This is a genomic window from Paraburkholderia sp. BR14312 (assembly GCF_040948675.1).
GTDB classification, from domain to species: domain Bacteria; phylum Pseudomonadota; class Gammaproteobacteria; order Burkholderiales; family Burkholderiaceae; genus Paraburkholderia; species Paraburkholderia nodosa_A.
Genome location: NZ_JBFPKI010000006.1, coordinates 171,289 through 196,356, shown reverse-complemented (window position 1 = coordinate 196,356; position 25,068 = coordinate 171,289). Strand labels below are relative to the sequence as shown.

The window sequence follows — 25,068 nt, the reverse complement described above, 5'->3', positions numbered from 1 at the left end:
CCTCGTTGCGCCTACGCCCCCGCCCGCACCTCGCGCCGCACCGCCTGCGGCGGCACGCCGAACCCACGCACGAACGCTTCGCGCATGTGCCGCCGGTCGCGAAAGCCGGTCTCGCGTGCGATGACATCGAGCGGATGCGTGCTCTGTTCGATCATGAGCCGCGCCGCCTCGAGACGCAGGCCTTCCACGGCGCGCGCCGGCGACTGCCCCGTTTCCGCTGTGAACACGCGGCTGAACTGGCGCGGGCTCAGGTGCACGGCCTCTGCAAGCTGCTCCACCGTGAGCGCGCTGCTCAGGTTGCGGCGCGCGTAGTCGAGCGCGTTCTGAATGCGGTCCGATTTCGGCGCGAGCGCGAGCATTTCGGAATGCTGCGACTGGCCGCCCGAGCGCCGCTGATGCATGACTAGCTTGTGCGCCACCGAGCGCGCCGTCTCAGCGCCGAGGTCGCGTTCGACCATGGCAAGCGCGAGATCGAGCCCCGCCGTCATGCCCGCCGAAGTCCAGACCGGCCCGTCGACGATATAGATGCGGTCGTCTTCCACGCGCACTTCGGGAAAGCGCTGCTGCAGATCGCGCGCGTAGTACCAGTGCGTGGTGGCGCGGCGACCGTCGAGCAGGCCCGCCTCGGCCAGCACGAAACCGCCCGTGCAGATACCCGCCACCCGCCGCGCGCGGCCGCTCGCGCGGCGCAGGAACGCCAGCACCGCGGGCTCCGCGTCCACGGTACGCGGGTCGTTCACGCCCGCCACGATCCAGGTGTCCACGCGGCTGCGCGCGGGCGCAGGGGTGCGCAGCGTCTCCACGCTCATGCCGAGCGACGAACGCACCGCGCCACCCTCCACCGAATAGTTCTCGATCGCGTAGAACGGCGAGTCGGCCATCATGTTCGCGTATTCGAAAACGCTTTGGGTCGCGAGCGCCATCACCTGGAATTCGTCGCTCAAAAGGTAGCCGATGCGGTGCATGTCCTGTTCCTGTCGCTGCGTGTCCTGAATCACGACCTTATACGTCATTTGCGCCACGGTCAATCGCGGCCAGAATGTATTCACAGCAGCGCCACTTGCACGTTACCTAACCACCCGCGCCGCTACGCCAAGGAGCTTGATCATGAACCAGCCAACCCATCGCGGCACCGCGCTCGTCACCGGCGCATCGTCCGGCATCGGCGCCGTGTACGCCGCGGAACTCGCGCGCCAGGGCTACGACCTCGTGCTCGTCGCGCGCAACCGCGAGCGGCTCGCCGCGCTCGCTGAGCGCATCACGAGCGAAACCCGGCGCGACGTGGAAGTGCTCGCCGCCGATCTCAACGACCGTGACGATCTCGCCGCCGTGGAAGCGCGTCTGCGCGACGACGCAAGCCTCACGCTGCTCGTGAACAACGCGGGCATCGGCACGCACACGCCGCTCGTGGACAGCGACGTCGATTACATGACGCGCATGATCGAGCTGAACGTCACTGCGCTCACGCGGCTCACCTATGCGGCCGTGCCGGGTTTCGTGGCGCGCGGCCAGGGGGCGATCATCAACATCGCTTCCATCGTGAGCATCGCGCCCGAGATCCTCAACGGCGTGTATGGCGGCACCAAGGCCTTCGTGCTCGCGTTCAGCCAGTCGCTGCATCACGAACTGGCGAGCAAGGGCATCCGCGTGCAGGCGGTGCTGCCCGGCGCCACGGCCACGGAGTTCTGGGAGACGGGCGGCCTGCCGCTCGAACATCTCGACAGCGCGATCGTCATGTCCGCCCAGGACATGGTGCGCGCCGCCCTCACCGGCTTCGAGCGCGGTGAAACCGTGACGATTCCGTCGCTGCACGACGTGGAGCAATGGAACGCGTTCGAAACGGCTCGCCGCGCGATGTCCACGCAGCTGTCCAGCAACACGCCCGCGCCGCGCTATCGCGTCGCGCAGTGACGTTCCGGTTCGTTCAGATGGATTTTGCATGAAGCGGGGGCTCGCCCCCGCGCCCTAGACTTCGCGCTTGCTGCGCCCGTACAGCAGCAGCATGGCCGCGATCACCACGCCGTAGATGATCTGCCGCCCCGCCTCCGGCATCTGCGCGACCGAGAGAATGGACTGCAGCAGCGTGATGAGGATCGCGCCGGCGACAGTGCCGAGGTACGACCCGCGGCCGCCCAGAATGGAGGTGCCACCCAGCACCACCGCCGCGATCGCGGGCAGCAGGTAGGCGTCGCCCATCGACTGCGCGGCCTTCGACGCATAGCCCGCGAGCAGCACGCCGCCGAACGCGGCGAAGGCGCTGCACACGGCGAACGCGGCCACGGTCACGAGCCGGGTATCGATGCCGGAAAGATACGCCGCGCGCTCGGTGTTGCCGATCGCGTACAGCGTGCGGCCGAAGGTCGTGCGCGAGAGCAGGAACATCGTCGCGGCCCCGATCACCACCCACAGCGCCACGGCATTCGGCACGCCGGGCAACAGCCAGCCCGCGGCGAGCCAGCGCATGACTTGCGGCGCCGAATCCTGCGGCGACGATCCGCCCGTATAGACGATCATGATGCCCTGCGCGACCGCGTTGGTCGCGAGCGTCGCGATCATCGAAGGAATACGCAGGAGTGCGACGAGAATGCCGTTGACGATGCCGATCAGCACGCCGCAGCCAATGCCGACCGGAATCGCGAGAATCTGCCCGAGTTCGCCATGTCCGGCGACGGCACAGGCCATCATTGCGCCCACCGTGATCGTCCACGGCAACGAGAGGTCGATGTGGCCGAGCAGAATCACCATCATCAAGCCGGTCGCGATGATGCCGAGAAACGCGCCGACCTTCAGCTGCAGCAGGATGTATTCCGGCGACGTGAAGTTGCGCGAATACATCCCGCCGACGAGCAGCAGCGCAACGATGCACCCGAACGAGATCAGGATCGGCTTGTCGATCCTGCGCGTGAGCCTCGACACGAAGGTGGTGCGGGTGCTTGCAGAAACGCCGCTCATTGGAACCACTCCAGACGGTTGCGCACGCTGAACAACCCGCACGCGCCGATCGCGACGGCAAGCAGCAGAATCACGCCCTGGAATAGCGGCTGCCAGAGCGCATCGACGTTGAAGACGAACAGCAGGTCGCCGATGGAGCGGAACGCGAACGCGCCGAAGATCGCGCCGATCGCGCTGCCCTTTCCGCCGAGCAGCGACACGCCGCCGATCACCACGGCGGCAATCGAAAAGAGCGTGTACGAGTTCGCGCTGCCAAGGCTCGCTTCGCCGGTGTCGGTAAAGAAGGTCAGAAACAGGCCGCCGATTGCGGCGAGCAGGCCCGCCAGCGTATAGCTCGCGAACTTGGCGCGACGGATCGGCATGCCGGAGAGGAAGGCCGCGGGTTCGGAGGAACCCGTCGCATACGCCGCACGGCCCACCGCCGAGCGTTTGAAAGGAATCCAGACGATCACCACGGTCGCGATCAGGATCAGCAGACTCGCCGGCACGGCGCCCGCGACCTTGCCTGTCAGGGCGTCGGCGAGATCTTCGTTGATCGTGCCGCCGGGCACGGGGCGCAGCAGCAGCGCCAGCCCGTAAAACACGGCGCCGGTCGCGATCGTCGTCACGATCGGCTGCAGGCGGCCGAAAATGATGATCACGCCGTTGAGCGCGCCGCACAGCGCGCCCGCCGCGAGCACGCCGACGATGCCGAGCGCGCTGTGCAGCGCGTCGCCCGTGACGATCCACGAGGCGATGCAATTCGTCAGCACGAGCATCATGCCGATCGAGAGATCGATGCCGGCCGTGAGCACGACGAGCGCCTGCCCCATCGACACCAGCGCGAGCAGCACGGCCTTGTTCGCCGCGGTCTGAAACACGTTCGCCGATAAGCTCGACGGATAGTTGACGAGGTAAATCGCGAACATCAGCACGAACAGGCCGAACGCGAACACCGTTCCGCGATTTTCCGCATACCAGTAACGCAGCCCGCTCATGGCGCGACTCCCGTGGAAGGCGAATCCTGCGCAACCTGTCCGACTTGTCCAACCGGCAGGTCCAGTGCGCTCGCGATCAGGTTCTGTTCGGTGATCGCCGGCCCGACGAGTTCCTTCTTGATCCTGCCTTCATACAGCACGAGCACGCGGTCGCAGCAGCCGATCAGCTCGTCGTAGTCGGTCGAATAGAACAGGATCGCGGCGCCTTCGTCGGCGAGGCGCCTGAGCAGCTGATAAAGCTCCTGCTTGGTGCCCACGTCGATGCCGCGCGTCGGGTCGCTGAGGAGCAGGATTCTGGGCTTGCGCATCAGCCACTTCGCGATGACCACTTTCTGCTGATTGCCGCCCGATAAAGAGCCCACGGGCGCGTCGACGCCGTGCGATTTGATCGCGAGAAGCTCCATCATCCGGTCGACGAAGGACTGCTGGCGGGTGCGATCGATGACGCCTGCGGTCGACATGCGATCGAGCGCGGCAAACGAGAGGTTCTCGCGCACCGACATCGGCAGCATCAGGCCTTCGGTCTTGCGGTCCTCCGGTATCAGCGCCATGCCGATTCCCTTTGCGCGCGCGGCAACGGGGCTGCCGATCGACACGGCCTTGCCGTCGATCTCGATCTTGCCCGCGCAGCCGCGCAGCACGCCGAACAGCGCGAGCAACAGTTCGCGCTGCCCTTGCCCGTCGAGACCTCCCAGCCCGAGAATTTCACCGGGCTGCAGCGAAAAGCTGATGCCCTGCAGCGTGTCGCTCCACGCGAGATCGTGACAGGCGAGCACCGGCGGGCGCTCGGCCTTTTCCGCGGGTTTGTCGGGGAAGACATGCTGGTACTTCCGCCCGATCATCATTTCGATGACCTCATTATCCGAGCGCGTGCCCGCCTCGAAACTCATCACGTGACGGCCATTGCGATACACCGTGCATTCGTCCGCGAGCGCCTTCACCTCGTGCATGCGGTGCGAAATGAAGAGCAGCGCGAGCCCCTCTTCGCGCAGCCGCTTGAGCACCTCGATCACGCGCGCCACGTCGGCGGCGGTCAGCGCCGAGGTGGCCTCGTCGAGAATCAGGATGCGCGGTTCGTGCGCGAGCCCCTTGGCCAGCTCGACCATCTGCTGGCGCGACAGCGGCAGGTCGCGCACTTTCGCGAGCGGGTTGATGTCGGCCGCGCCCGCGCGGGCCAGCGCTTCCTCGGCCTGGCGGCGCTGGGCCCGGCGGTCGATCATGCCGAAGCGGCGCGGCGGGTTCGACGCGAAGATGTTGTCGGCCACGCTCAGGTCGGGGATCAGCGACAGCTCCTGATACACGCAGACGATGCCCGCCGCATTCGCCTCGGCGGGCGAGTCGAACGCGACTTCACGGCCTTCGAGGTGCATCACGCCCTCGTCCGGCCGCACCACGCCGGACATCACCTTCAGCAGCGTCGACTTGCCCGCGCCGTTCTCGCCGAGGATCGCGTGAATGCGGCCCCGGCGCACCGCGAGGTCCGCATGATCCAGCGCCACCGCGCCGCCATAGCTTTTCGACACGCCAGACATCTGAAAGAACGGCTGCCCTGCATCCTGCTGCATGCTTCGCCTCCCGTCACGTCACGTGGCAATCACGCGGTCACTGGTTGCCCTGGCTCTGCTTCATGATTGCCTGGGCGGAGAAGTTGATGCCGCAAGTGGGAAACGAGTTGCCCACGAAGAAGTTGTCCGACTCGTTCGGGAAATAGTTAGTGCCCGCCTTCAGCATCGAATCGTCGGTGACGTCCAGCGGCAGCTTGATCGCCACGGGAATGGTCTGCCCATCGAGCGCCGCGAGCGCCGTCTTGATCGCCACGGCCACCTGCGCGGGACCGGTGCCCGCCGACGTGCACTTCAGACCCTGGGCGCCGTACTGCGCGCAGAACTTGCGAAAGCCGTTCTCCGTCTCGCCGCCGAACGGCACGAACGGATGTTTCGCATCGATCATCGCGCGCACCACCCCCGTGTCGCCGCCCTGCGCCGAAATACCGTCGAAATGGCCCTGCACGGCGATGGCGTCGGCGGTGGCCTTCTGCGCGACCGCGTCGTCCCACTTGCCGTAGACCTGCACGACGTTCCACTTCTTGCCGGTCTCGTCGAGCGTCTTCGTGAAGCCGTTGTGCCGATCGGTGTCGACCGAGGTGCCAGCCACGCCGCGGACTTCCAGCACCTTGCCGCCGTTGGGCACATGAGTCGCGAGCCACTTGGCCCACAGCACGCCGAGCCCGTACTGGTCGACGTCCACGTTGATCGCGTCTTCGCTGTCGAGCGTATTGTCGAACGCGACCAGCACGACGCCGGCTTTCTTCGCGCGGCGGATCGCGGGTCCGAACGAGGCGGGATTCTGCGCGTCGACGATGATCGCGTCATAGCCGGCGTCGATGAAGTTGTTGACGGCCGAGATCTGCGCGGGCACGTCCTCGCCCGTCGAGACGACCTTGAACTCCTTGAGCTTGGCGGCGACGGCCGGTTCCGCCGTATAGGCCTTGGCCGTCTTGATCATCTGGATGCGCCAGGTATTGGCGATGTAGCCGTTCACGAGCGCAACGCGATACGGCCCGCTCTTCTTCGGATACTTGATGAATTTGGTGTCGGTCTTCCAGGGGACCATGCACGTTGGGTCGCTGGACGGGCCGGAAACGATCGATGCCTGCGCGAAAGCCGCGCCTGCGCACAGCGCCATTGCCGCGGTCGCCGCCGCTCGAAGCACCTGGATTCCTGAAAGCATGTTGTCTCCTTTTTGTCGGATAGAACTTACTGATTGCCGGCACACCGGGTTCGTCGGGAATGGCCGACACCGTGTGCGTGACGCAGGGAATCTTGCTGGATGTGCTGCAGCGGGACTGGACCGGACGCGCCGGACCAGCGGAATGACCTCTTCAAAGGCGTCCCCTCGAAGCAAAACGACGGGCATGCGTGAACGCCTCCCCGTCTGACAGTACTGGCATACCAATCCGCGCGCGATAGTGGTTTACCACTGGACCCGGCGCAGGCCCGATTGGCCGGCAATCGGGCGGAAACCCCCGCCATCCCTAAGCTTGACGGCGCGGCAACTGGTGTACCATTCTGCGAACTTCAATCGCCGCCCGGCGGCTTCGACGCTTTCGAGAATCCTGGATGGCCGATCTTTCGCACACGCCAACCGGTCGTGCCGCCGATGCGGACGCAACCGACCGCTCCTACGTCGGCCTCGCGAAACAGATCTACGACCTGATCGCGGCAGGCGACGTCGGGCGCGCGCCGGGCGCGCCTCGCGCCCGTCTGCCTTCCGAGCGCACGCTCGCCGAGCGTTTCGGCGTGAGCCGCACACAGGTGAGAGAGGCGATCATTGCGCTCGAAGTGCAGGGCGTGGTCGAGGTGCGCGTGGGGTCGGGCATCTATGTGGCCGACGCGCAGGAGGCGCGCGCCATCGCGTTCGAACTGCCGCGCGGGCCGGGCCCGATCGAGACGCTGCGCGCGCGCGAAGTGATCGAGAGCGGGATCGCGGCGCTCGCCGCGACCGAACGCAAGGATTCGGACCTCGACCGCCTGTTCGCCGCGTTGCGCGCGATGCGCGAAACCATGGACGACAAGGCCGCGTACGAGGCCGCCGACCGCGAATTCCATCTGGCGATTGCGGGCGCGACCGGCAACGACATGCTGCGGCACGTGGTGAGCGCGATGTGGGACAACTCGCGCGCCGACCCGTTGTGGAAAAAGATCGAGGAGCACTTCCATACGCCCGCGTTACGCGCGGCGTCGCAGGAAGATCATCAGCGCATTTTTTCGGCCATCATGGCGCGCGACGCAGAGGCCGCGCGTGCGGCGATGCAGGCGCATCTCGCACGCGTGATCGGCGAGTTCACGCAGGCCTGGCGTTAGCCGCTTATGCCGCCGCAGGCAGCGCGCTTTCCTCGTGCGCAACCGCCAACGGTGTCACGGGCGGCGTCACGGGCAGTGTGTCCGCCGTCTCGCTCACGCGGAACGTCGCCACGGCCTCGGCCATCTGGCTCGCCTGCTGCTCGAGCGACTCGGCGGCCGCCGCCGCCTGTTCCACGAGCGCCGCGTTCTGCTGCGTGACCTGATCCATCTGGCTCACCGCTGTCTCGACCTGCTCGATGCCGGCGCTCTGCTCCACAGTAACCGAGGCGATCTCCTTCATGAGGCCCGACACCTTGTCCACCGAAGCGACGATCTCCGCCATCGTCGCGCCCGCCTCGCCGACGAGCGAGCGGCCGTTGCGCACGTCGTGCACCGAGGCGTCGATCAGCGACTTGATCTCGCGCGCCGCGGAGGCACTGCGCTGCGCGAGCATGCGCACCTCGCCCGCGACGACGGCGAAGCCACGCCCCTGCTCGCCCGCGCGCGCGGCCTCGACCGAAGCGTTGAGCGCGAGAATATTGGTCTGAAACGCAATGCCGTCGATGATGCCCGTGATGTCCGCGATCTTGCCCGAGCTGCGGCTGATCTCCTCCATCGTGTCGATCACCTGCTCGACCACGCGTCCGCCGCGCTGCGCGACATCCGCGGCCCCGGTGGCGAGTGCGCTCGCGGCGTTCGCATGCTGGGCGTTCTGGCGCACGCTCGACGTAAGCTGCTCCATGCTCGACGCCGTCTGCTCGAGCGACGCAGACTGCTGTTCCGTGCGGCTCGACAGATCGAGATTGCCCGCGGCGATTTCGCGTGCGCCCGTGTTGATCGCATCGCAGCTCGAACGCACGCTGCGCACCGTGTGGCTCAGGCCTCCCTGCATGCGCCGCATCGCGCCGAGCAACTGGCCGATTTCGTTGCGCCCGCCACCTTCGATGTGGACCGAGAGATCGTTCGCGGCGATCTGGTTCAGCACTTCCACCGCCTCTTTGAGCGGTGCCGTCACGAGGCGGCGCAGCGCCATGTGGGTCGCAACGACGAGCGCCAGCGCACCCAGCAGGCCCACCGCCACCATCGCCATCACCCAGTTGTGCTCGCGCACGGACTGGTCGAGCGTCGCGCGCGTGGCAGCATCGGCGTTCGCGCGCAATGCGGCCACGCTCGCCGAAAACTGCGTGTTCGCACGGGCGGCATCCCCGGCGGCCAGCGTGGCATAGGTTGTCGTGTCGCCCGATTCGAGCGCCGTGGCCGCGCGCTGCAGCGACTGCGCGAGTGCGCTCCACGCGCCTAGCAAGGCGTCGCGCTGCTGGGCCGCATCAGCGTCGAACGGTGCGCTCTCGCGCAGCGCATTGCTGCGCTTCGAGGCTTGATCGAGGAGATCGCGTGCTTCCTGCTGCGCGTGCTGTTGTGCTTCGGCGGCGCCTTTCTCCTTCTCGGCCTGATAAGCACGCGCAAGCGCCGTTTGCGCAAGCGCCGCGTCCTCGCGCAAGGCGAGCGCGAGCGCGTCCTGGCGCGCAACTTCGTGGATGAAGCGCGCCGAATCGTCGGCGCGGCCGATCATGAGGACACCTACCGCTGCACCCACCACAAGCATCGCCGCAAAGGTGCAGAGCACGAGCAGCAACCCTTTTCGAATCGTCAGATTTCGCATTACCTTATTCCCGCGTCAGGGCCTCAACATGGTTGGCACTGCATCGCTGCCCAGCCGGGCCAGCAGCATGTTCGCCTGTTCGATCAGCGTGGCGCGGTATTCGCCGGGCAACAGCACGTCGTCGGCCACGGCCATCGCTTCGGCAAGCTGCGCGCGAAACGCGAGGAGGGTGCGGTCGATCTGCGCCGTGGACAGTTGCGGCAGCACCGCTTCAACGAACTTTGTCATCACCACCACACTCGCGCCGAAGCGCGAGATGGCCTTGCCATGCGCGCTCACTAGCGCGGTCATCGAGTTCAACAACATCTCGTCACTGGTGCTCACGGAACTCTCCAGATACTTCGGCTAAAGGGAAAAGAAAAGGCGGCCTTCAGCCAGCCACGCACGCTTCGAGCGCGCGCGGCATCAATTCAGCCGGCGCGGGACGCGCAAGCAGGAAACCTTGTGCGCGGTCGCAGCCGATCTCGCGCAGGAACTCGAGTTGCCGCGGCGTCTCGACGCCCTCGGCTACCACCGTGACACCGAGCGTGCGCGCCATCGCGACGATCGCGCGCACGATCGAGCGGTCTCGCGCGGCGCTTTTCTTCACACGCGGCGACATCCCCGGCCCGGGTTCGGCCATGTCCGCGAGGAACGACCGGTCCACCTTGAGCGTGTCGACCGGCAAGGACTGCAGATACTTGAACGACGAATAGCCCGTGCCGAAGTCGTCGATTGCGAGGCTGATGCCGCGCGCCGCGAGTTCTTGCAGCAACGCTTCGATACCGCCGCGGCCCGACGTCATCGCCATGCTCTCCACGAGTTCGAGCTGCAGGCGCGTGGCCGGCAGGCCCGTTTCGCTGAGTAGGGTCGTGAGCTGATGCAGAAAGCCGTCGTGCAGGCATTGCCGCGCCGAAAGATTCACGCTGATACGGCCGAAGTCGAAGCCCTCGTCCAGCCAGTCGCGCGCCTGCCGGCAGGCCTCGCGCAGCACCCACGCGCCGAGCGGCACGATCAATGAGGATTCCTCGGCAATCGGTATGAACTGGTCGGGCGGCACGAGCCCGCGGCGCGGGTGCTGCCAGCGCACGAGCGCCTCGATGTTGACGAGCGCCCCGCTCGCCACATCGAATTCAGGCTGATAGTGGAGCACGAGTTCGCCAGCTTCCAGCGCGTGGTGCAGCTCGCTTTCGAGCAGGATGCGCTCCATTGCCGACGACGTCATCGGCGCGGCGAAGAACCGGAAGTTGTTCTTGCCCGCGTCCTTGGCCTCGTACATCGCGCGGTCGGCCTGCATGAGCAGTTGCCGAGGATCGTGCGCGTCGTCCGGATACATGCTGATGCCGATGCTCGGCGTGACGAACAGCAGTTGCTCGCCGATGTGCATCGCGGCGCCCACGCGGGCGAGCAGCCCTTGGGCGATCTGCCCGACATGGCGAACGTCTTCGATATCCTCGATCAGCAGCGTGAACTCGTCGCCGCCGAGGCGCGCCACCGTATCGGTCTCGCGTACCGCTTCACGCAGGCGCGTGGCGATCACGGTGAGCGCCTCGTCGCCCACGCCGTGGCCCATCGTGTCGTTGATGAGCTTGAAGCGGTCGAGGTCGAGGAACATCACGGCGACGCGCTTGCCCGAGCGGCGTGCGCGAGCGAGCGAGAGCGTGAGGCGCTCCGTGAAGAGCGTGCGATTGGGCAGGCCCGTCAGGGCGTCGTGCGTCGCGAGGTAGCTCAGGCGCTCCTCGGTCTCGCGGCGCTGCGTGATGTCCGCGAAGATCGCGGCGTAATGTGTGCAGCGGCCGCTCGGGTCGCAGATGCTGGAAATCGTCAGGTATTCCAGGTAAAGGGCACCGTCCTTGCGGCGGTTCCAGATTTCGCCCTTCCAGTGGCCGTTCTGCTGCAGGCTGCGCCAGAGCGCGCTGTAGAACGCCGCGCCCTGGCGGCCCGAGTTGAGCAGGCTCGCGTTGCGCCCGAGCGCCTCGTGCTCCGTATAGCCCGTGAGCCGTGTAAAAGCGGGATTCACGCGCTCGATGGTGCCGTCGAGGTCGGTGATCATCACACCATCGAGCGTCGATTCCACCACCTGGTCGGCGAGGCGCAGGTTCGCGCGCGAGGCGAGCAGCGCGTCGTCGCGCTCGCGCAGCGCCAGCTGCAGCTCGCGCACGAAGCCGTCTTCGATGTCGTGCAGGATATGCGAGAGGTCGAGCAGGCCCGCGAGACGCCCGTCTTCGCCGATCACGCCCACGTGGCGCATGCGGTGTTCGACGAGATACTGACGCGCCGCATAGAGGCTTTGCGAGTGCGCAAGCGAGCGCAGCGGCCGGCTCGCGCGCGCCCCGACCGTGCCGTCGAGCGCGCCGGCCGCAGCGAGGCGCACCACGTCGCGCTCGGTCACGATGCCGAAGTCGCCTTCGGCATAGCTCACGACGAGCGCGCTCAGACGCCGCGCACGCATGCGCTGCATGGCTTCGTGCATGGACATGCGCGCGTCGACCACGAGCGGCATCGCCGCGTTGACCGAGCCGACCGTCTTCAGCCGCAGAAAGCACTCGAGCCCCTGGTTCATGACCAGGTCGGTTTGCGTGACGATGCCGAGCGAGCGGCCTGCCTGGTCCACGACGAGACAATGGCGGATGCCCTCGCGCTTGAAGCGCAAGGCGGCGTCGCGCAGGCGCGTGCTCGCAGGCAGCGCGCGCACTGGATGGCTCATGGCATGGCGGATGGGTAGCGCGAGCGCGGCGGCGTCTTCGCCCAACGCGAGCGCGTCGTGCTCGGTCCAGATGCCGACGGGCCGCCCCATTTCGGTAATCACGATGGCGCTATAGCGCCGCTCGCTCATCATGCGCGCCGCTTCGCGAATAGGCAGGTCTGGCCCGCAGGCAAGCGGCGGCCCTGAAAGTAGCTGCCCGATTTCCAGGTCCAGCGTGTGGTGTTGCATTTGCGCCCCGAACCGCACTGCGATGTCTTTTGAGATAGCGGGAAGCTAACAGCGGGCTGGAGGCCGTCAATTGACGAAAATCAAGGTTTTGGCCGCCGAGGATGACGCAAACGTTTGCGCATCGGCTAACCGGAATATCAGGGCGGCATCATGTGTCGCACACCTGCGACAAACTTGATGCGCATAAACTTTTTCTATGTGCAATCGCACAATCTAGTTTACTGGACGAATGAATCCATTAAACTGGACGACATGGATATCCACACCAACATCGCCCGCCGTCTGCGCGAACTGCGCGACGCCAAAGGCTGGTCACTCGAAGCGCTGGCCGAACGCAGTTCGGTGAGCCGCTCGAACATCTCGCTCATCGAACGCGGCCAAAGCAGCCCCACGGCCGTCGTGCTCGACAAACTCGCTACGGCACTCGGCGTCTCGCTCGCGTCGCTCTTCGAGGCGCCGGGCGACGAAGTGCTGCAGGCCCCTTCCCCGCACGCCGCGGCCCGCGATCAAGCGTTCTGGACCGATCCCGAGTCGGGCTATGTGCGGCGCAATCTCTCGCCGCCCGCATGGTCGCCCATCCAGCTCGTGGAAGTGCACTTTCCGCCCGGCCAGCGCGTGGCCTACGACACGAGCCTGCGCGACGCGGAGATTCATCAACAGGTTTGGGTGATGGAAGGCGTGATGGAGATGACGGTGGGCGAGCGCCTGTGGCGGCTCGAAACCGGCGACTGCCTTGCGATGCGCCTGGATTGCCCTATCGTTTATCGCAATCCCACGAGCGAGCCGGCGCGTTATGTCGTCGCGCTCTGCAGGATCACTAATTAACCGGGTTCACCTTCACATGAGCGAAGCCATCAAGGTACGCCGCCTCACCGCCGAACAGGCGCAAACCTGCGCGAGCGCGCTTGCAGACCTACTCATCGACTGCGTCGAAGGGGGCGCTTCGGTGAGCTTCATGCTGCCGATTGCGCGCGAGACGGCGCTCGCGTTCTGGCTCGGCGTGGCGCAAAACGTGGCGCGCGGCGAACGCATTCTGCTCGCGGCCGAAGACGCGCAGCAGCGCATCGTGGGCACGGCGCAGCTCGTGACGGCGCTGCCGGAAAACCAGCCGCATCGCGCCGATGTCGCCAAGGTGCTGGTGCACCGCACCGCGCGCGAACAAGGTGTGGGACTGCGCCTCATGCTCGCGATCGACGAGGCGGCAAGGCAGGCCGGAAAATCGGTGCTGGTGCTCGACACCGTGACGGGCGGCGCGGCCGAACGGCTCTATGTGCGTGCGGGGTGGGAGCGGGTGGGCGCCGTGCCGAATTACGCGCTAATGCCGGACGGCGCATTCTGCGGCACCACGTTCTATCACAAGCAACTGCTGAGTCGGTGAGACACCGCCGGTTCCTCACGCGCCTCGTTCGAGCCTGTTGCTGATGGCGCGCGCGAGGCCATCCGGATTGTCGTATGCCATCATGTGCTCGGTATTGGCAACGAGTTCGACGGCGCAGCCGGCTTGCTCGAACTGGGCAATTTCCTCACTCGCAGCCGTATCCGGGAGAATCACCCCTTTATTCGAACTCAGCCTCGCGAAATCTTCGAGCCAGTTTTCCGCGTTATCGTCCAGCGCGGATTTTGCCCATTGGTAAATGGCATGAGGCGATGCGACGGCAAACGGCCCCAGCCAGGCGCCGTTGCCGCCCGCCGCTTTTAACTGCGCCAGAAGCTGCGAAAACCCTTCGGCGACGAATTGCGCTTCGGTCATCGACGTGATTTCCGACAACATCGCTTTGCCGCACTCGTTCAGACCGGGCGCACATAAAATCACGCTACCCACGGGGACCGCCAGGCGCTTTGCGAGCTTCAGTGCGATGAACGCCCCAGCGCTATGACCGAAGATATTCGCCCGCGTGAAATGCTCGCTCGTGACGAGGTTTGAGATGACATTCGCCTGGGCATCCGAAGTATAGGTTCCGTCCTCTGGCTTATCGCTGAACCCCGCTCCGATGAGATCGATGAGGAGCGATCGGCGTTTCGAGTACGAATTTGAACCCACTACCAGTGGGTAATCGCTGCTGGACGCACAGCCCAAACCATGAACGAAGAGAAGCGGCTCGGACGAGTTCGTGGCGGAATATAAATCCACGTAGCGAAGGACGTTCTCCCTGTCATCGATGGCAAATGAATTCATAGTCTCGTCCAGGAAATTCAGGGCATTGCCACCGCGCGCAATGCCTCCGAAGGCCGCATGCCGAACATGCGCCGGTAATCGGTGGCGAACTGGCTCAGATGCCAGAAGCCCCAGGCCGCCGCAACGTCCTGCACCGAACCGGCCGCGCGCCCGCACAGGTCGCGGCGAGCGCCGTTCAGACGCAGCGCGCGCAGGTAAGTTGCGGGCGCCATGCCAAGCACGTCCTGAAAGCAGTACTGGAGCGTGCGCCGGCTCACATGCAACTGCTCGCAAAGCTCCGGCACCCCGACTGGCCGTCCGCGATGCGCGAGCACATAGTCTCGCGCCTGCGCCACGATCCAGCGGCGTCGCGATGCGGGTTCGGCAACCGCACCCTCACCCTCACTGCCCGCGCAGGCGTCGAATAGCGCGGCGAGCACTTCCGCCTGCAATGCATTGCGCTCGACGTTCGAAAGCGGTGAGACCGGCACGTTCTCATGCGCCTGGCCGCCATCGTCGAGACACCTCGCGAGCCGTGCACAAAGGCGCTCGATGCACGCAGCGGCCGCCTGCACGACAGGCGCACCCGTGAGACGTTCCTCGAGCGCCGTACGCTCGACCGTGGCTGCGTAGTGGCGCAGCACGTCGCCGCGCACGACCACGCCGTAGATCGAAAATTGCGCCGGTGTGAGAAGCTCGAACTCGACGTTGCCCGGGCGCAGCGCAAACGCCTGCGCGCCAAAGGCCTGCGCGTCGATACGCGCCTCGCCTTCGCGCGCAACCGGTATGCCGAACCACCAGGCGTCGCCGCGCACTTCGCACGCCTGGCGCAGCGTATGGCTCGTGGTCTCGCGAAACACCTTCATGGTGTCGAGCGGCAGCTCCGTGAGCGTGCCGACGAAGCGGCCCGCCGCGAGCTGGTCGTAGGTCTGCCGCCATCCCACGAGGTTGCGCGCCTGCTCGTCGGCGTCGTGCGCGACGCTAACGACGGTGCGGGCGCCATGCGCGCTGCATTGCGCTTGGCCTGCCGTGGCTTCGGTTCGCTCTGCCGTTTCGTTCATGATTGCCTCCCAGCACGCACTTGCTTCGATCGATCGTCGAGTGATGCAAGAGTCGGGCCAGCGACAACGGTATGCGCAATGGCCATGCCGGGCGCCGCGCTGCTCCACGGCGGCGCAATGGCGGTTAGCGGAGTGCTCAATCCCTGCGCAAGCGGCAGCACCGCCGGGTGCGTCGCCGGCTTCGATGGTTGCAGCCGATGCAGCCGCGTGTGGCCCGTCACGCAGACGTGATCTGCCCACGCGCACCGATGCCCGGCAGCGTCGCGTCGCTATCGTCCTTCAGCCCGACGCCGGTCAGCCCGAGCCGCCGCGCGTGCGTGAGGAGGTAATGGAGCTTGTGCGCGGCCGCCTCATACGGCAGCCCCTCGGGACGCACGTTCGAGATGCAGTTGCGCTGCGCGTCATGACAGCCCACCTTCGGCGCGTAGGTGAGATAGACACCGAGGCTGTCTGGCGAACTCAGCCCAGGCCGCTCGCCGATCAGCATGGCCACGAGCTTCGCGCCCAGCAGCTCGCCGATCTCGTCGCCAAGTGCCACGCGTGCCTGGCGCGCGACCACCACTGGGCCGATGCGCCAGTCCGCAAGACGCGCGCGAACCGCGAGGAGCAGCGGCGCGGCCTGTTTCGCGGCAGCGATCGCCGAAAGGCCGTCGCCAATCACGAATACGACTTCAGGCGGCTCCGCATGCGCTGCGATGGCCGAACCCGCCGCTTCGACCAACGCTGCCCGGCTCGCCTCCGACAAGCGCCGCCCGAGGTCCGGCCTGCGCAAATAATGCTGCCGGTCCGGCGCCGCGCTTTCCACGCCGAGCGTGGCGAACCCTTCGGCTTCGAGGGTGCGCCGCAATGCTTCGGCGTCGAGCGGGTGATGCACGGCGTCGCGCGCCTGCGCGTGCGAGAGATTGAACGCGAGCAGCGGCGCCGTGGGCAAGCCGCTGCCCGCGCGCCCGAGCGCGATGCGCGCGTTCGTGAACGCCTTGAGACCGCCCCATGGGTTCTTTTCGACGGCGTCGCTCATGCGTCGATCCCCATCCATTCGTGCGCGCCCGCGAGCAGCGGCACGCGCGCGGAGCCTGGCAGGAGCGCGCCTTTCGCGTCGACGATCTCCATGGTCTCCAGCCACTCCTCGAACTCCGGCGCGCGGCGCAGGCCGAGCAGATCGCGCACATAGAGCGCGTCGTGAAATGAGGTGCTCTGGTAGTTGAGCATCACGTCGTCAGCGCCCGGAATGCCCATGATGAAGTTGACGCCGGCCGCGCCCAGGAGCGTGAGCAGCGTGTCCATGTCGTCCTGGTCGGCTTCGGCGTGGTTCGTATAGCAAATGTCGCAACCCATCGGCACGCCTAGCAGCTTGCCGCAGAAGTGATCTTCGAGACCCGCACGAATGATCTGCTTTCCATCGTACAAATACTCGGGGCCGATGAAACCGACCACCGTATTGACGAGAAACGGCTCGAACTTGCGCGCGACCGCATAGGCACGCACCTCGCAGGTTTGCTGGTCCACGCCGTAGTGCGCATTTGCCGACAGCGCACTGCCCTGCCCCGTCTCGAAGTACATGAGATTGTTGCCGACCGTGCCGCGCTTGAGCGAGAGCGCCGCCTCGCGCGCCTCTTTCAAAAGCGCCAGCGAAATGCCGAAGCTCGCGTTCGCCTTTTCCGTGCCCGCGATCGACTGGAACACGAGATCGACAGGGGCGCCCTTTTCGATCGCCGCGATCGTGTTGGTCACGTGCGTGAGCACGCAGGACTGCGTGGGCACGCGATAGCGCTCGCGAAATCCGTCGATCATCGCGAGCAGCTTCACGATGGCCGCCAGGCTGTCCGAGGCGGGATTAATGCCGATCATCGCGTCGCCGCACCCGTACATCAGGCCGTCGAGCATCGAGGCTGCGATGCCCTTCACGTCGTCGGTGGGGTGGTTAGGCTGCAGGCGCACCGACATGCGGCCCTGCAGCCCCACGGTGTTGCGAAAGCGCGTGACCACGGGGCGCTTTTTCGCCACGGCGATCAGGTCCTGATTGCGCATGAGCTTCGACACCGCCGCGACCATCTCGGGCGTGAGGCCCGGCGCCAGGCATTCAAGCGCCTCGGTCGTTGCCGCGCCGGAAAGCAGCCAGTCGCGAAAGTCGCCCACGGTGAGGTGCGCGACGGCTGCGAACGCGGCTGCGTCGTGATCGTCGACGATCAGGCGCGTGACCTCGTCGTCTTCATACGGCACGAGCGCTTCGGAAAGAAACACCTTGAGCGGCACCGCGGCGAGCGCCATTTTCGCGGCCACGCGTTCCTCTTCGCTCGCCGCCGCCACGCCCGCGAGCTGGTCACCCGAGCGCAGCGGGCTGGCTTTGGCGAGCAGCGTCTTGAGGTCCGCGAAGCGGTAGGTGCGCGCGCCGATCGACTCCGTATAGTTCATGCGTTGGACTCCTGCAAAGCTCACTCCTCGAGCAGCCCCTCGGCGGGCACCACCTCGCGCTGCGTGCGCGTGGCAAGGAAATATGCGTAGCCGAGCGCGAGAAACGCCACGAACACCCCCGCGACCAGCGCATTGAAATACACCATCGTGCCGAGGCAAACGAGCGCGGCCACGAGCGCGAACGCCGGGAAAAGCGGGTACAGCGGTGCGCGAAACGGCCGGTCCATGGCCGGTTGCACGCGGCGCAGCCTGAAGAGCGCCGCCATGCTGACAATGTACATCACGATCGCGCCGAACACCGACATCGTGACGATGTTGGCCGTGAGCGTCTGCCCGCCGAACTGGATCAGCTCGTCGCTGTAGATCGCGGCGATACCGACCACGCCACCCGCGAGGATCGCGCGATACGGCGTCTTGAAGCGCGGATGGATTTTCGCGAGCCACGCGGGCAGATAGCCTTCGCGGGCCAGCGCGAAGATCTGCCGCGAATAGCCGAGGATGATGCCGTGAAACGAGGCCACGAGACCGAACAGCCCGAGCCAGACGAGCATGTGCATCCAGCCGCTGTGCTCGCCCACGATGAACTTCATGGCTTGCGGCAGCGGGTCGTTGATGTTGGCGAGCGTGGTCCAGTCACCCGCGCCGCCCGCGAACACCATCACGCCAACGGCAAGCGCGACGAGCGTGAGAATGCCGGCCACGTAGGCGATGGGAATCGAGCGGCGCGGGTTCTTCGCTTCCTCGGCAGCCATGGCCACGCCTTCGATCGCGAGGAAAAACCAGATGGCGAACGGGATCGCGGCGAACATGCCATGAAACGAACCCAGCGAAAAGTGATCGTTGCCCGACCAGCCGCCCTTCATGAAGTGGGTCCATGCGAAGCCCGGCGACACCACGCCCATAAACACGAGCAGTTCGAAGATGGCGAGCAGCGTGACAATCAGCTCGAAAGTCGCGGCGATCTGCACGCCCACGATATTGAGCGCCATGAACACGAGATACGCGCCCATGGCCGCGTGTTTGGGCTCGAGGCCGGGGAACTGCACATGCAGGTACGCGCCGATGGCGAGCGCGATGGCGGGCGGCGCGAACACGAATTCCACGAGCGTGGCCGCACCCGCGAGATACCCGCCGGTCGGCCCGAACGCGCGGCGGGCGTAGGCGAAAGGACCGCCCGCATGCGGAATGGAGGTGGTGAGTTCGGTAAAGCTGAAGATGAACGTGGTGTACATCGCCGCGACGAACAGTGCCGTGACGACGAAGCCGAGCGTGCCGGCGCTGGCCCAGCCGTAGCTCCAGCCGAAGTACTCGCCCGATATCACGAGGCCGACTGCTATGCCCCACAACTGCCACGTGCCGAGCGTTTGATTGAGCGCCGGCGCACCTGGCTTGCCCGATGATGTACCGACTGTCGTGCCAATTGCAGCGGGGCGTGCGTTCGACTCGCCTTGCATGGTTGTCTCCCTCTGGGTGGCCCGGGCGGCCGGCCCTGGCCGCCACGGTTGAGTGGAACCATGCTATTGAGTCATTAATCGACGTGTTATCGAAAATCGGCAAATCGTGGCTGCGGCGCAGCACAGGCCGTTTTGCCCGCTTCCTTGCGGCAGCCTTTCGCGCGTTGCGCCTAGAGCAGCGGGTCGATCAGCGCGACCTGCTGGGCGAAGCGTTGCTTGTCCTTGCCCAACAAGGGATCGCGATGCGGAAGGTCGACGGTGAGCGGATCCTGCGCGACCTGATCCACGTGCACCTCGTAGTGCAGATGCGGGCCCGTCGCCCAACCCGTCGCGCCCACGTATCCGATCACCTGTCCCTTGCTCACCGTCTGCCCGACCTTCAAATGCTTCGCAAAGCGCGAAAGGTGGGCGAAGGTCGTGGAGTACGGGCCGAAGTTCTCGAGCTTCACGACCTTGCCGTAGCCCGTCTGCCAGCCGGCGAACGTCACGGTGCCGCGCGCGGTCGCGTGAACGGGCGTGCCGACGGGCGCCGCGAGATCGACACCTTCGTGCGGCTGCACGCGATGCGTGACCGGATCGAGCCGTCGCAGCGAGAAATACGAAGACACACGCGTAAACTTCACGGGATAGCGCAAGAACGACGGCGCGGCGGCGTGACCGTCTGCGCAATAGTAGAACGCCTTGCCCGCAAGGTTCCGGTAGAGAAAGAGATCGTGCGAGACGTTGCCGTTCGAAATGCGGATCGCGACAGGCGTGTCGTCCGAAGACGATGCGTTTTGTGACGCGCCGGCGTTCGCAGGGCTCACATCGTCTGTATCTCTTGCGTCGCTCGCGCCATTCGCGCCATCCGCGCCGTTCGTGTCCTTGCGAAACACGAAGCGGATCTCGCTGCCACGCTGCAGATCGCGCCGGAAATCGAGCCGGCCCGCGAATGCGCGCGCAAGCCTCGCCGTCGTCGCTGCATCCACGCCGAGACGCTGGGCGGCTTCGGAAAAGCTGTGTTCGACCACAGCGGTCTCCACGCGAAACGCGGGCTCGCTTTCGCTCGCAGGCGCCGCGCTGGCCGCCTGCGACGCCGCATCTTGCGCCGGCGCCGCGGACGTCGCAGTCGCCGCGTCGGCAAGCGGATCGTCGGTCGCAATGTTCGCGTGCCGCTGGGCGAGCCACGCGGCGCTCGTCAAACCGATTGCGGACACAACGATGAGTTTGCTCGCGAGGCCGGGGGAGGCCGCTATTGCACGAAATGCCATGAATCGAATGACGGATTGCAGAGCAGAGAAATGCGAACGCGCGCCGCGCTTCTCGAGGTGAATTCGGAAGTGAGATCGATGGCCGCATCGCTGAATCGGCGAGCATCGATGATGCGAAGAGGTTCAAAATAAATGGCGTTTCTTAAACGAAACTTAAGAAAGCCAATGAGCGCCCAATGAGCGGAACATTCTGCCGCAGTGACTATTTCTGTCACTTTTTAAACGGGAAATACTACCGAAATATTTTAATCGGATACCTGATTAATTCCCGGAAATGACATACCGAATAAAGCAAGCGATTGCCCGTCAACTCGCGATCGTTCCCCACGGTAGACGCACCTAATCGAATGATCTATACTCATCTCGTTTCGATCACCACGAAGTCGTTCTCGTGCGCATTGAGATACAGGGTCCACGCTAAAGGTCCACTGCGTCGCAAGCGCCATTCAAGCGGGCCTCCGGCCCTCGCGTAGCGGCCCAAAACCGCCGCATCCAAGCCGCCAAAAGGCGGTTTCCTGCTCCAGCGCGCATCGATCTGCTCGGTGCCGTTGAGCTGAACATGACAACCAGAAGAACGCGAGAAGCGCGTTCATATCACTGCCGCCACGTAGCTAACGTGCGCGGGCGGACTGGTTTTCGTTCGTTTTCTGGTCCGTAGTTTTAGTCGGTTCCAATCGCGGCCATGCCGGGATCACGAACTTCCTTCGCGGCGCCTTGAGCATCCTCATCGGCGTCCCCGCTGCGCAGCGTTGCGCCGCGCGGCACAAAAACAAGGAGGCGTACCTTCATGACTCGACGCTCTGCCCTGCTCGCGGGCAGCCTGATCGCCCTTGCCGTCATCGCGTGGGCACTCTCACGCGCCATCGGCGCCGGTACGTGGCACAGCCACGCAGGCGACCTCGCCTACTACACTGGGCGGCACCTGCTGCTCGTCGGCTATTCGATGGCGCTCGCCATCGTGGTCGGCGTACCCGCCGGTGTGCTGCTGAGCCGGCCGCGCTTCGTGCGACAGGCCGAACGCTTCATGCAGATCTTCAACGTGGGCAACACGATCCCCTCGCTCGCGGTGCTCGCCATTGCACTCGGCGTGTTCGGCATCGGCGACGTTCCCGCGATCGTCGCGCTCTTTCTCGCGTCGCTGCTGCCCATCACGCGCAATACGTATGAAGGCGTGAAGAACGTGCCGGCCGCGCTGCGCGAAGCCGCGCGCGGCATCGGCATGACGGGCTGGCAGTCGCTCACGCGCGTGGAATTGCCTGGCGCGCTGCCCATCATCGTGGGCGGTGTGCGCACCGCGCTCGCCATCAACGTGGGCACGGCGCCGCTCGCCTATCTGATTGGCGCCGACAGCCTCGGCTCGCTCATTTTCCCCGGCATCTATCTGAACGATCAGCCCTTGCTGCTGCTCGGCGCCGCGTTCACGGCCGCGCTCGCGCTGGTGCTCGACGGCGTGGTTGCCGCCGGCAGCCATCAGTGGCTCGCGCGTCACGGAGGGCTCGCATGATGCTCGCGTCACCGTTCAAATCTCTGCGCCGCTTCGTTCAGGCCTGCCTGATCGGCACGGCGCTCGTCGCCGCCGCCACACCCGCATTCGCACAGCCCAAGCTCGTACTGGGCGCGAAGAACTTCACCGAGCAATACGTGCTAGCCGAAGTCACAGCGCAATACCTGCGCTCGCGCGGCTATTCCGTGGAGGTGCGCTCCGGCCTTGGCAGTACGCTCATGCGCAGTGCGCTGGAGAACGGCCAGTTCGACCTCGTTTGGGACTACACGGGCACGGCGGCACTCGTCTACGACAAGCTGACGGAGAAGCTTTCGCCCGAAGCGATGTACGAGCGCGTGAAGGCGCTCGATGCGCCGCGCGGTCTCGTCTGGCTCAATGCCTCGCCGCTTAACGACACGTATGCATTAGGCCTGCCAAGCAAATTCGCCGAGGAAACCGGCATCACCACGGTCTCGCAGCTTGCGCAAAAGTTGAAGACGGACCCCGACGCGAAGCGCTACGTGTTCGGCATGGACGCCGAGTTCGCGAATCGTCCGGATGGTCTCAAGCCCCTGCTCGCCACCTACGACATGAGCTTTGACCGCTCGCAGATGAAGCAGATGGACCCCGGCCTCGTCTACACGGCGCTGCATAACAACCAGTTGAAGATCGGCCTCGTCTACACGACCGATGGCCGCGTGAAGGGCTTCGGCATCGTGCCGCTCGAAGACGACAAGCACTTCTTCCCGCCGTACAACGCCACGCCAGTGGTACGCAAGGAAGTGCTGGAGCGCAATCCCAAACTGGCCGCGCAGCTCAACGCGCTGTCCGCCGCCCTCAACAACGACGCGATGCAAGACATGAACAAGGCCGTCGATCTCGACGGCAAGTCCGCCCAGCAAGTCGCGGCGGAGTTCCTGCGCACGCATACGCTCCCCTGAAGGAGGCCAGGCCCTATGAACGTATTCGACTATCTCGCTTCGAGCTGGCCCGAGTTGCTGCAACTCACGCTCCAGCATCTTTACCTCGTGGGCATCGCCGTGGGCTGCGCGATCATCGCGGGCGTGCCGCTCGGCGTGCTCATCAGCCGCCATGACTGGCTCGCCGCACCGCTGCTGGGACTGGCGACCATCATCCTCACGCTGCCCTCCATCGCGCTATTCGGCCTGATGATCCCGGTGTTCTCGCGCTTCGGTCAGGGCATTGGCGCGGTGCCCGCCATTACGGCTGTGTTTCTCTACTCGCTGCTGCCGATCATGCGCAACACCTACCTCGCGCTACGCAACGTGGATGCGGGCATCAAGGAAGCCGGCACCGGCATCGGCATGACGTCGTGGCAGCGGCTGCGTCTCGTCGATCTGCCGCTGGCCGTGCCCGTGATTCTTGCGGGCGTGCGCACGGCGGTCGTGATGAACATCGGCGTGATGACCATTGCCGCCGTGATCGGCGCGGGCGGCCTCGGCACCTTGATCATTCGCGCCATTGGCCAGAGCAGCATGATGAAGCTGCTCGTGGGCGCCGTGCTCGTGAGCGTGCTCGCGATCGTCGCCGACCTGTTGTTGCAGATGCTGCAGCGCGCTTTGACACCGAAAGGAGTACAGAAGACATGATCGAACTCGACCAACTGACGAAGACCTTCACGCAGAAAGACGGCCAGGCCGTGCGCGCCGTCGATTCGGTGAGCCTTTCGGTGGCCGAAGGCGAGATCTGCGTGTTCCTCGGCCCCTCGGGCTGCGGCAAGACCACCACGCTCAAGATGATCAACCGGCTGATCGAGCCGACCTCGGGCCGCGTGCTCATCAACGGCGAAGACACGACGGGCCTGAACGAAGTGGATCTGCGCCGCCGCATCGGCTATGTGATCCAGCAAATCGGCCTCTTTCCGAACATGACGATCGCGGAGAACATCACGGTCGTGCCGCGCCTGCTCGGCTGGGACAAGAAGCGTTGCGCCGAACGTGCGGCAGAGCTGATGTCGATGGTCGCGCTCGACCCGAAGCTGTATTTGAAGCGTTATCCGCGCGAGCTTTCGGGCGGGCAGCAGCAGCGTATCGGCGTGATTCGCGCGCTCGCTGCCGACCCGCCCGTGCTGCTCATGGACGAGCCTTTCGGCGCGGTCGATCCGATCAATCGCGAAGCCATACAGAACGAGTTCTTCCAGATGCAGCGGCAACTGAAGAAGACCGTCATCATGGTGAGCCACGATATCGACGAGGCGATCAAGCTGGGCGACCGCATCGCGGTCTTCCGGCGCGGCAGGCTCGTGCAATACGACCACCCCGATACGCTGCTCGCGCGCCCGCATGACGACTTCGTCGCGCAGTTCGTGGGTCAGGACAGCACACTCAAGCGCCTGTTGCTCGTGAAGGCCGGCGACGCCGCCACGCAACCCGAAACGGCGCGCGCCGAAACGCCGCTCTCCCACGCGTTCGCCGCGATGGACGAAAGCGATTCGCGCTACCTCACCGTGCTCGACGACGCACAGCATGCGCTCGGCTTCGTGGCGCGCCGCGCCGCGCGCGGGGTCGAAGGCGTCTGCGGCGATCGCATCACGCCCTTCCCGGCTACGGTTTCTGTCGACGACAACCTGCGCATCGTGCTCTCCAAGATGTACCAGTTCCGCGCCTCGTGGATGCCGGTGCTCGACGCCGACGGCGCCTACGTGGGCGAGATCACACAGGATTCGATCGCCGACTATCTCAGCTCGGGCCGCTCGCGGCAGCAGACCGGACAGCCGCCGAGCGCGGCGGTGCGTCCGGCGGCCGCGATCGCGTGAGCGGCGGGTCAGGCTCAGCCCTAAATCCCGGCGGCTAGTCAAGAAGCACCTCTACGACAACGCGAAGATACGTTATGGGGAAGCCGAAGCGCCATCATCGAAGGCATCGCGTTTCAAACCAATATCCTCGCG

General features: G+C 65.5%; 22 protein-coding genes. 8 read left to right on the top strand and 14 right to left on the bottom strand.

Features of this window, described 5'->3' with window-relative positions:
• Positions 1-11: 11 nt before the first annotated feature.
• Complete coding sequence (locus tag AB3X98_RS18520; RefSeq protein ID WP_368602598.1) at positions 12-965, bottom strand: GlxA family transcriptional regulator; 954 nt, start codon at positions 963-965, stop codon at positions 12-14.
• A gap of 142 nt (positions 966-1,107) precedes the next feature.
• Here AB3X98_RS18520 and AB3X98_RS18515 point away from each other — a divergent pair, with 142 nt between their 5' ends.
• The gene (locus tag AB3X98_RS18515; protein ID WP_368602448.1) at positions 1,108-1,911 is read left to right on the top strand and encodes an SDR family NAD(P)-dependent oxidoreductase; all 804 of its coding nucleotides are present in this window, start codon (positions 1,108-1,110) and stop codon (positions 1,909-1,911) included.
• A 54-nt stretch (positions 1,912-1,965) separates the two neighbouring features.
• Here AB3X98_RS18515 and AB3X98_RS18510 read toward each other — a convergent pair whose 3' ends face one another.
• The 4 genes from AB3X98_RS18510 to AB3X98_RS18495 are packed head-to-tail and all read right to left on the bottom strand — an operon-like array spanning position 1,966 to position 6,659.
• On the bottom strand, positions 1,966-2,952 hold the full coding sequence (locus tag AB3X98_RS18510) for an ABC transporter permease (protein WP_321923830.1): 987 nt from the start codon (positions 2,950-2,952) through the stop codon (positions 1,966-1,968).
• Positions 2,949-3,929 carry an ABC transporter permease gene (locus tag AB3X98_RS18505; RefSeq protein WP_069265918.1) on the bottom strand — a complete coding sequence of 327 codons (981 nt, stop codon included), beginning with the start codon at positions 3,927-3,929 and terminating at the stop codon, positions 2,949-2,951. The genes AB3X98_RS18510 and AB3X98_RS18505 overlap by 4 nt, the downstream gene beginning before the upstream one ends.
• Positions 3,926-5,494: a sugar ABC transporter ATP-binding protein gene (locus AB3X98_RS18500; RefSeq protein ID WP_368602447.1), complete on the bottom strand. Its 1,569-nt coding sequence runs from the start codon at positions 5,492-5,494 to the stop codon at positions 3,926-3,928. The genes AB3X98_RS18505 and AB3X98_RS18500 overlap by 4 nt, the downstream gene beginning before the upstream one ends.
• A gap of 37 nt (positions 5,495-5,531) precedes the next feature.
• The gene (locus AB3X98_RS18495; protein ID WP_069265916.1) at positions 5,532-6,659 is read right to left on the bottom strand and encodes a sugar ABC transporter substrate-binding protein; all 1,128 of its coding nucleotides are present in this window, start codon (positions 6,657-6,659) and stop codon (positions 5,532-5,534) included.
• A gap of 389 nt (positions 6,660-7,048) precedes the next feature.
• Here AB3X98_RS18495 and AB3X98_RS18490 point away from each other — a divergent pair, with 389 nt between their 5' ends.
• Positions 7,049-7,792: a FadR/GntR family transcriptional regulator gene (locus AB3X98_RS18490; RefSeq protein ID WP_368602446.1), complete on the top strand. Its 744-nt coding sequence runs from the start codon at positions 7,049-7,051 to the stop codon at positions 7,790-7,792.
• A 4-nt stretch (positions 7,793-7,796) separates the two neighbouring features.
• Here AB3X98_RS18490 and AB3X98_RS18485 read toward each other — a convergent pair whose 3' ends face one another.
• The 3 genes from AB3X98_RS18485 to AB3X98_RS18475 are packed head-to-tail and all read right to left on the bottom strand — an operon-like array spanning position 7,797 to position 12,345.
• Positions 7,797-9,431, bottom strand: a complete 1,635-nt coding sequence (locus tag AB3X98_RS18485; protein WP_368602445.1) for a methyl-accepting chemotaxis protein — start codon at positions 9,429-9,431, stop codon at positions 7,797-7,799.
• A 15-nt stretch (positions 9,432-9,446) separates the two neighbouring features.
• On the bottom strand, positions 9,447-9,755 hold the full coding sequence (locus AB3X98_RS18480; RefSeq protein WP_368602444.1) for a hypothetical protein: 309 nt from the start codon (positions 9,753-9,755) through the stop codon (positions 9,447-9,449).
• Between the two features lie 46 nt (positions 9,756-9,801).
• Positions 9,802-12,345: an EAL domain-containing protein gene (locus AB3X98_RS18475; RefSeq protein WP_368602443.1), complete on the bottom strand. Its 2,544-nt coding sequence runs from the start codon at positions 12,343-12,345 to the stop codon at positions 9,802-9,804.
• 252 nt (positions 12,346-12,597) lie between these two features.
• Here AB3X98_RS18475 and AB3X98_RS18470 point away from each other — a divergent pair, with 252 nt between their 5' ends.
• Together AB3X98_RS18470 and AB3X98_RS18465 are read left to right on the top strand one after the other, a co-directional pair.
• Positions 12,598-13,170, top strand: a complete 573-nt coding sequence (locus tag AB3X98_RS18470) for a helix-turn-helix domain-containing protein (RefSeq protein ID WP_368602442.1) — start codon at positions 12,598-12,600, stop codon at positions 13,168-13,170.
• Between the two features lie 16 nt (positions 13,171-13,186).
• The gene (locus tag AB3X98_RS18465) at positions 13,187-13,723 is read left to right on the top strand and encodes an N-acetyltransferase family protein (protein WP_368602441.1); all 537 of its coding nucleotides are present in this window, start codon (positions 13,187-13,189) and stop codon (positions 13,721-13,723) included.
• A gap of 15 nt (positions 13,724-13,738) precedes the next feature.
• Here AB3X98_RS18465 and AB3X98_RS18460 read toward each other — a convergent pair whose 3' ends face one another.
• The 6 genes from AB3X98_RS18460 to AB3X98_RS18435 form a co-directional block, all read right to left on the bottom strand.
• Positions 13,739-14,521 carry an alpha/beta fold hydrolase gene (locus AB3X98_RS18460; protein ID WP_368602440.1) on the bottom strand — a complete coding sequence of 261 codons (783 nt, stop codon included), beginning with the start codon at positions 14,519-14,521 and terminating at the stop codon, positions 13,739-13,741.
• 17 nt (positions 14,522-14,538) lie between these two features.
• Positions 14,539-15,561, bottom strand: a complete 1,023-nt coding sequence (locus tag AB3X98_RS18455; RefSeq protein ID WP_368602439.1) for a helix-turn-helix domain-containing protein — start codon at positions 15,559-15,561, stop codon at positions 14,539-14,541.
• A 217-nt stretch (positions 15,562-15,778) separates the two neighbouring features.
• The gene (gene eutC, locus AB3X98_RS18450) at positions 15,779-16,579 is read right to left on the bottom strand and encodes an ethanolamine ammonia-lyase subunit EutC (protein ID WP_368602438.1); all 801 of its coding nucleotides are present in this window, start codon (positions 16,577-16,579) and stop codon (positions 15,779-15,781) included.
• A complete protein-coding gene (locus AB3X98_RS18445; protein ID WP_368602437.1) occupies positions 16,576-17,973 on the bottom strand; it encodes an ethanolamine ammonia-lyase subunit EutB in 1,398 nt (465 codons plus the stop codon). The genes eutC and AB3X98_RS18445 overlap by 4 nt, the downstream gene beginning before the upstream one ends.
• Before the next feature lie 20 nt (positions 17,974-17,993).
• Positions 17,994-19,427 carry an ethanolamine permease gene (gene eat, locus AB3X98_RS18440; protein WP_368602436.1) on the bottom strand — a complete coding sequence of 478 codons (1,434 nt, stop codon included), beginning with the start codon at positions 19,425-19,427 and terminating at the stop codon, positions 17,994-17,996.
• 170 nt (positions 19,428-19,597) lie between these two features.
• Positions 19,598-20,623: a M23 family metallopeptidase gene (locus AB3X98_RS18435; protein WP_368610296.1), complete on the bottom strand. Its 1,026-nt coding sequence runs from the start codon at positions 20,621-20,623 to the stop codon at positions 19,598-19,600.
• Positions 20,624-21,464: 841 nt separating this feature from the next.
• Between AB3X98_RS18435 and AB3X98_RS18430 the strand changes: the two genes are divergently transcribed.
• The 4 genes from AB3X98_RS18430 to AB3X98_RS18415 are packed head-to-tail and all read left to right on the top strand — an operon-like array spanning position 21,465 to position 24,936.
• On the top strand, positions 21,465-22,181 hold the full coding sequence (locus tag AB3X98_RS18430; protein ID WP_368602434.1) for an ABC transporter permease: 717 nt from the start codon (positions 21,465-21,467) through the stop codon (positions 22,179-22,181).
• A complete protein-coding gene (locus tag AB3X98_RS18425) occupies positions 22,178-23,101 on the top strand; it encodes a glycine betaine ABC transporter substrate-binding protein (protein ID WP_368602433.1) in 924 nt (307 codons plus the stop codon). The genes AB3X98_RS18430 and AB3X98_RS18425 overlap by 4 nt, the downstream gene beginning before the upstream one ends.
• Before the next feature lie 15 nt (positions 23,102-23,116).
• Entirely contained in the window at positions 23,117-23,770 is a 654-nt protein-coding gene (locus tag AB3X98_RS18420) for an ABC transporter permease (RefSeq protein WP_069265903.1), read from the top strand.
• Positions 23,767-24,936, top strand: a complete 1,170-nt coding sequence (locus tag AB3X98_RS18415) for a betaine/proline/choline family ABC transporter ATP-binding protein (protein ID WP_069265902.1) — start codon at positions 23,767-23,769, stop codon at positions 24,934-24,936. Before AB3X98_RS18420 ends, AB3X98_RS18415 begins: the two co-directional genes overlap by 4 nt.
• The last annotated feature ends 132 nt before the right edge of the window (positions 24,937-25,068 follow it).

Excerpts from the sequence above, each read along its gene's own strand:
- AB3X98_RS18520 (WP_368602598.1), bottom strand. The coding sequence starts at position 965 with ATGCACCGCATCGGCTACCTTTTGAGCGACGAATTCCAGGTGATGGCG.
- AB3X98_RS18515 (WP_368602448.1), top strand. The coding sequence starts at position 1,108 with ATGAACCAGCCAACCCATCGCGGCACCGCGCTCGTCACCGGCGCATCG.
- AB3X98_RS18510 (WP_321923830.1), bottom strand. The coding sequence starts at position 2,952 with ATGAGCGGCGTTTCTGCAAGCACCCGCACCACCTTCGTGTCGAGGCTC.
- AB3X98_RS18505 (WP_069265918.1), bottom strand. The coding sequence starts at position 3,929 with ATGAGCGGGCTGCGTTACTGGTATGCGGAAAATCGCGGAACGGTGTTC.
- AB3X98_RS18500 (WP_368602447.1), bottom strand. The coding sequence starts at position 5,494 with ATGCAGCAGGATGCAGGGCAGCCGTTCTTTCAGATGTCTGGCGTGTCG.
- AB3X98_RS18495 (WP_069265916.1), bottom strand. The coding sequence starts at position 6,659 with ATGCTTTCAGGAATCCAGGTGCTTCGAGCGGCGGCGACCGCGGCAATG.
- AB3X98_RS18490 (WP_368602446.1), top strand. The coding sequence starts at position 7,049 with ATGGCCGATCTTTCGCACACGCCAACCGGTCGTGCCGCCGATGCGGAC.
- AB3X98_RS18485 (WP_368602445.1), bottom strand. The coding sequence starts at position 9,431 with ATGCGAAATCTGACGATTCGAAAAGGGTTGCTGCTCGTGCTCTGCACC.
- AB3X98_RS18475 (WP_368602443.1), bottom strand. The coding sequence starts at position 12,345 with ATGCAACACCACACGCTGGACCTGGAAATCGGGCAGCTACTTTCAGGG.
- AB3X98_RS18470 (WP_368602442.1), top strand. The coding sequence starts at position 12,598 with ATGGATATCCACACCAACATCGCCCGCCGTCTGCGCGAACTGCGCGAC.
- AB3X98_RS18465 (WP_368602441.1), top strand. The coding sequence starts at position 13,187 with ATGAGCGAAGCCATCAAGGTACGCCGCCTCACCGCCGAACAGGCGCAA.
- AB3X98_RS18460 (WP_368602440.1), bottom strand. The coding sequence starts at position 14,521 with ATGAATTCATTTGCCATCGATGACAGGGAGAACGTCCTTCGCTACGTG.
- AB3X98_RS18455 (WP_368602439.1), bottom strand. The coding sequence starts at position 15,561 with ATGAACGAAACGGCAGAGCGAACCGAAGCCACGGCAGGCCAAGCGCAA.
- eutC (WP_368602438.1), bottom strand. The coding sequence starts at position 16,579 with ATGAGCGACGCCGTCGAAAAGAACCCATGGGGCGGTCTCAAGGCGTTC.
- AB3X98_RS18445 (WP_368602437.1), bottom strand. The coding sequence starts at position 17,973 with ATGAACTATACGGAGTCGATCGGCGCGCGCACCTACCGCTTCGCGGAC.
- eat (WP_368602436.1), bottom strand. The coding sequence starts at position 19,427 with ATGCAAGGCGAGTCGAACGCACGCCCCGCTGCAATTGGCACGACAGTC.
- AB3X98_RS18430 (WP_368602434.1), top strand. The coding sequence starts at position 21,465 with ATGACTCGACGCTCTGCCCTGCTCGCGGGCAGCCTGATCGCCCTTGCC.
- AB3X98_RS18425 (WP_368602433.1), top strand. The coding sequence starts at position 22,178 with ATGATGCTCGCGTCACCGTTCAAATCTCTGCGCCGCTTCGTTCAGGCC.
- AB3X98_RS18420 (WP_069265903.1), top strand. The coding sequence starts at position 23,117 with ATGAACGTATTCGACTATCTCGCTTCGAGCTGGCCCGAGTTGCTGCAA.
- AB3X98_RS18415 (WP_069265902.1), top strand. The coding sequence starts at position 23,767 with ATGATCGAACTCGACCAACTGACGAAGACCTTCACGCAGAAAGACGGC.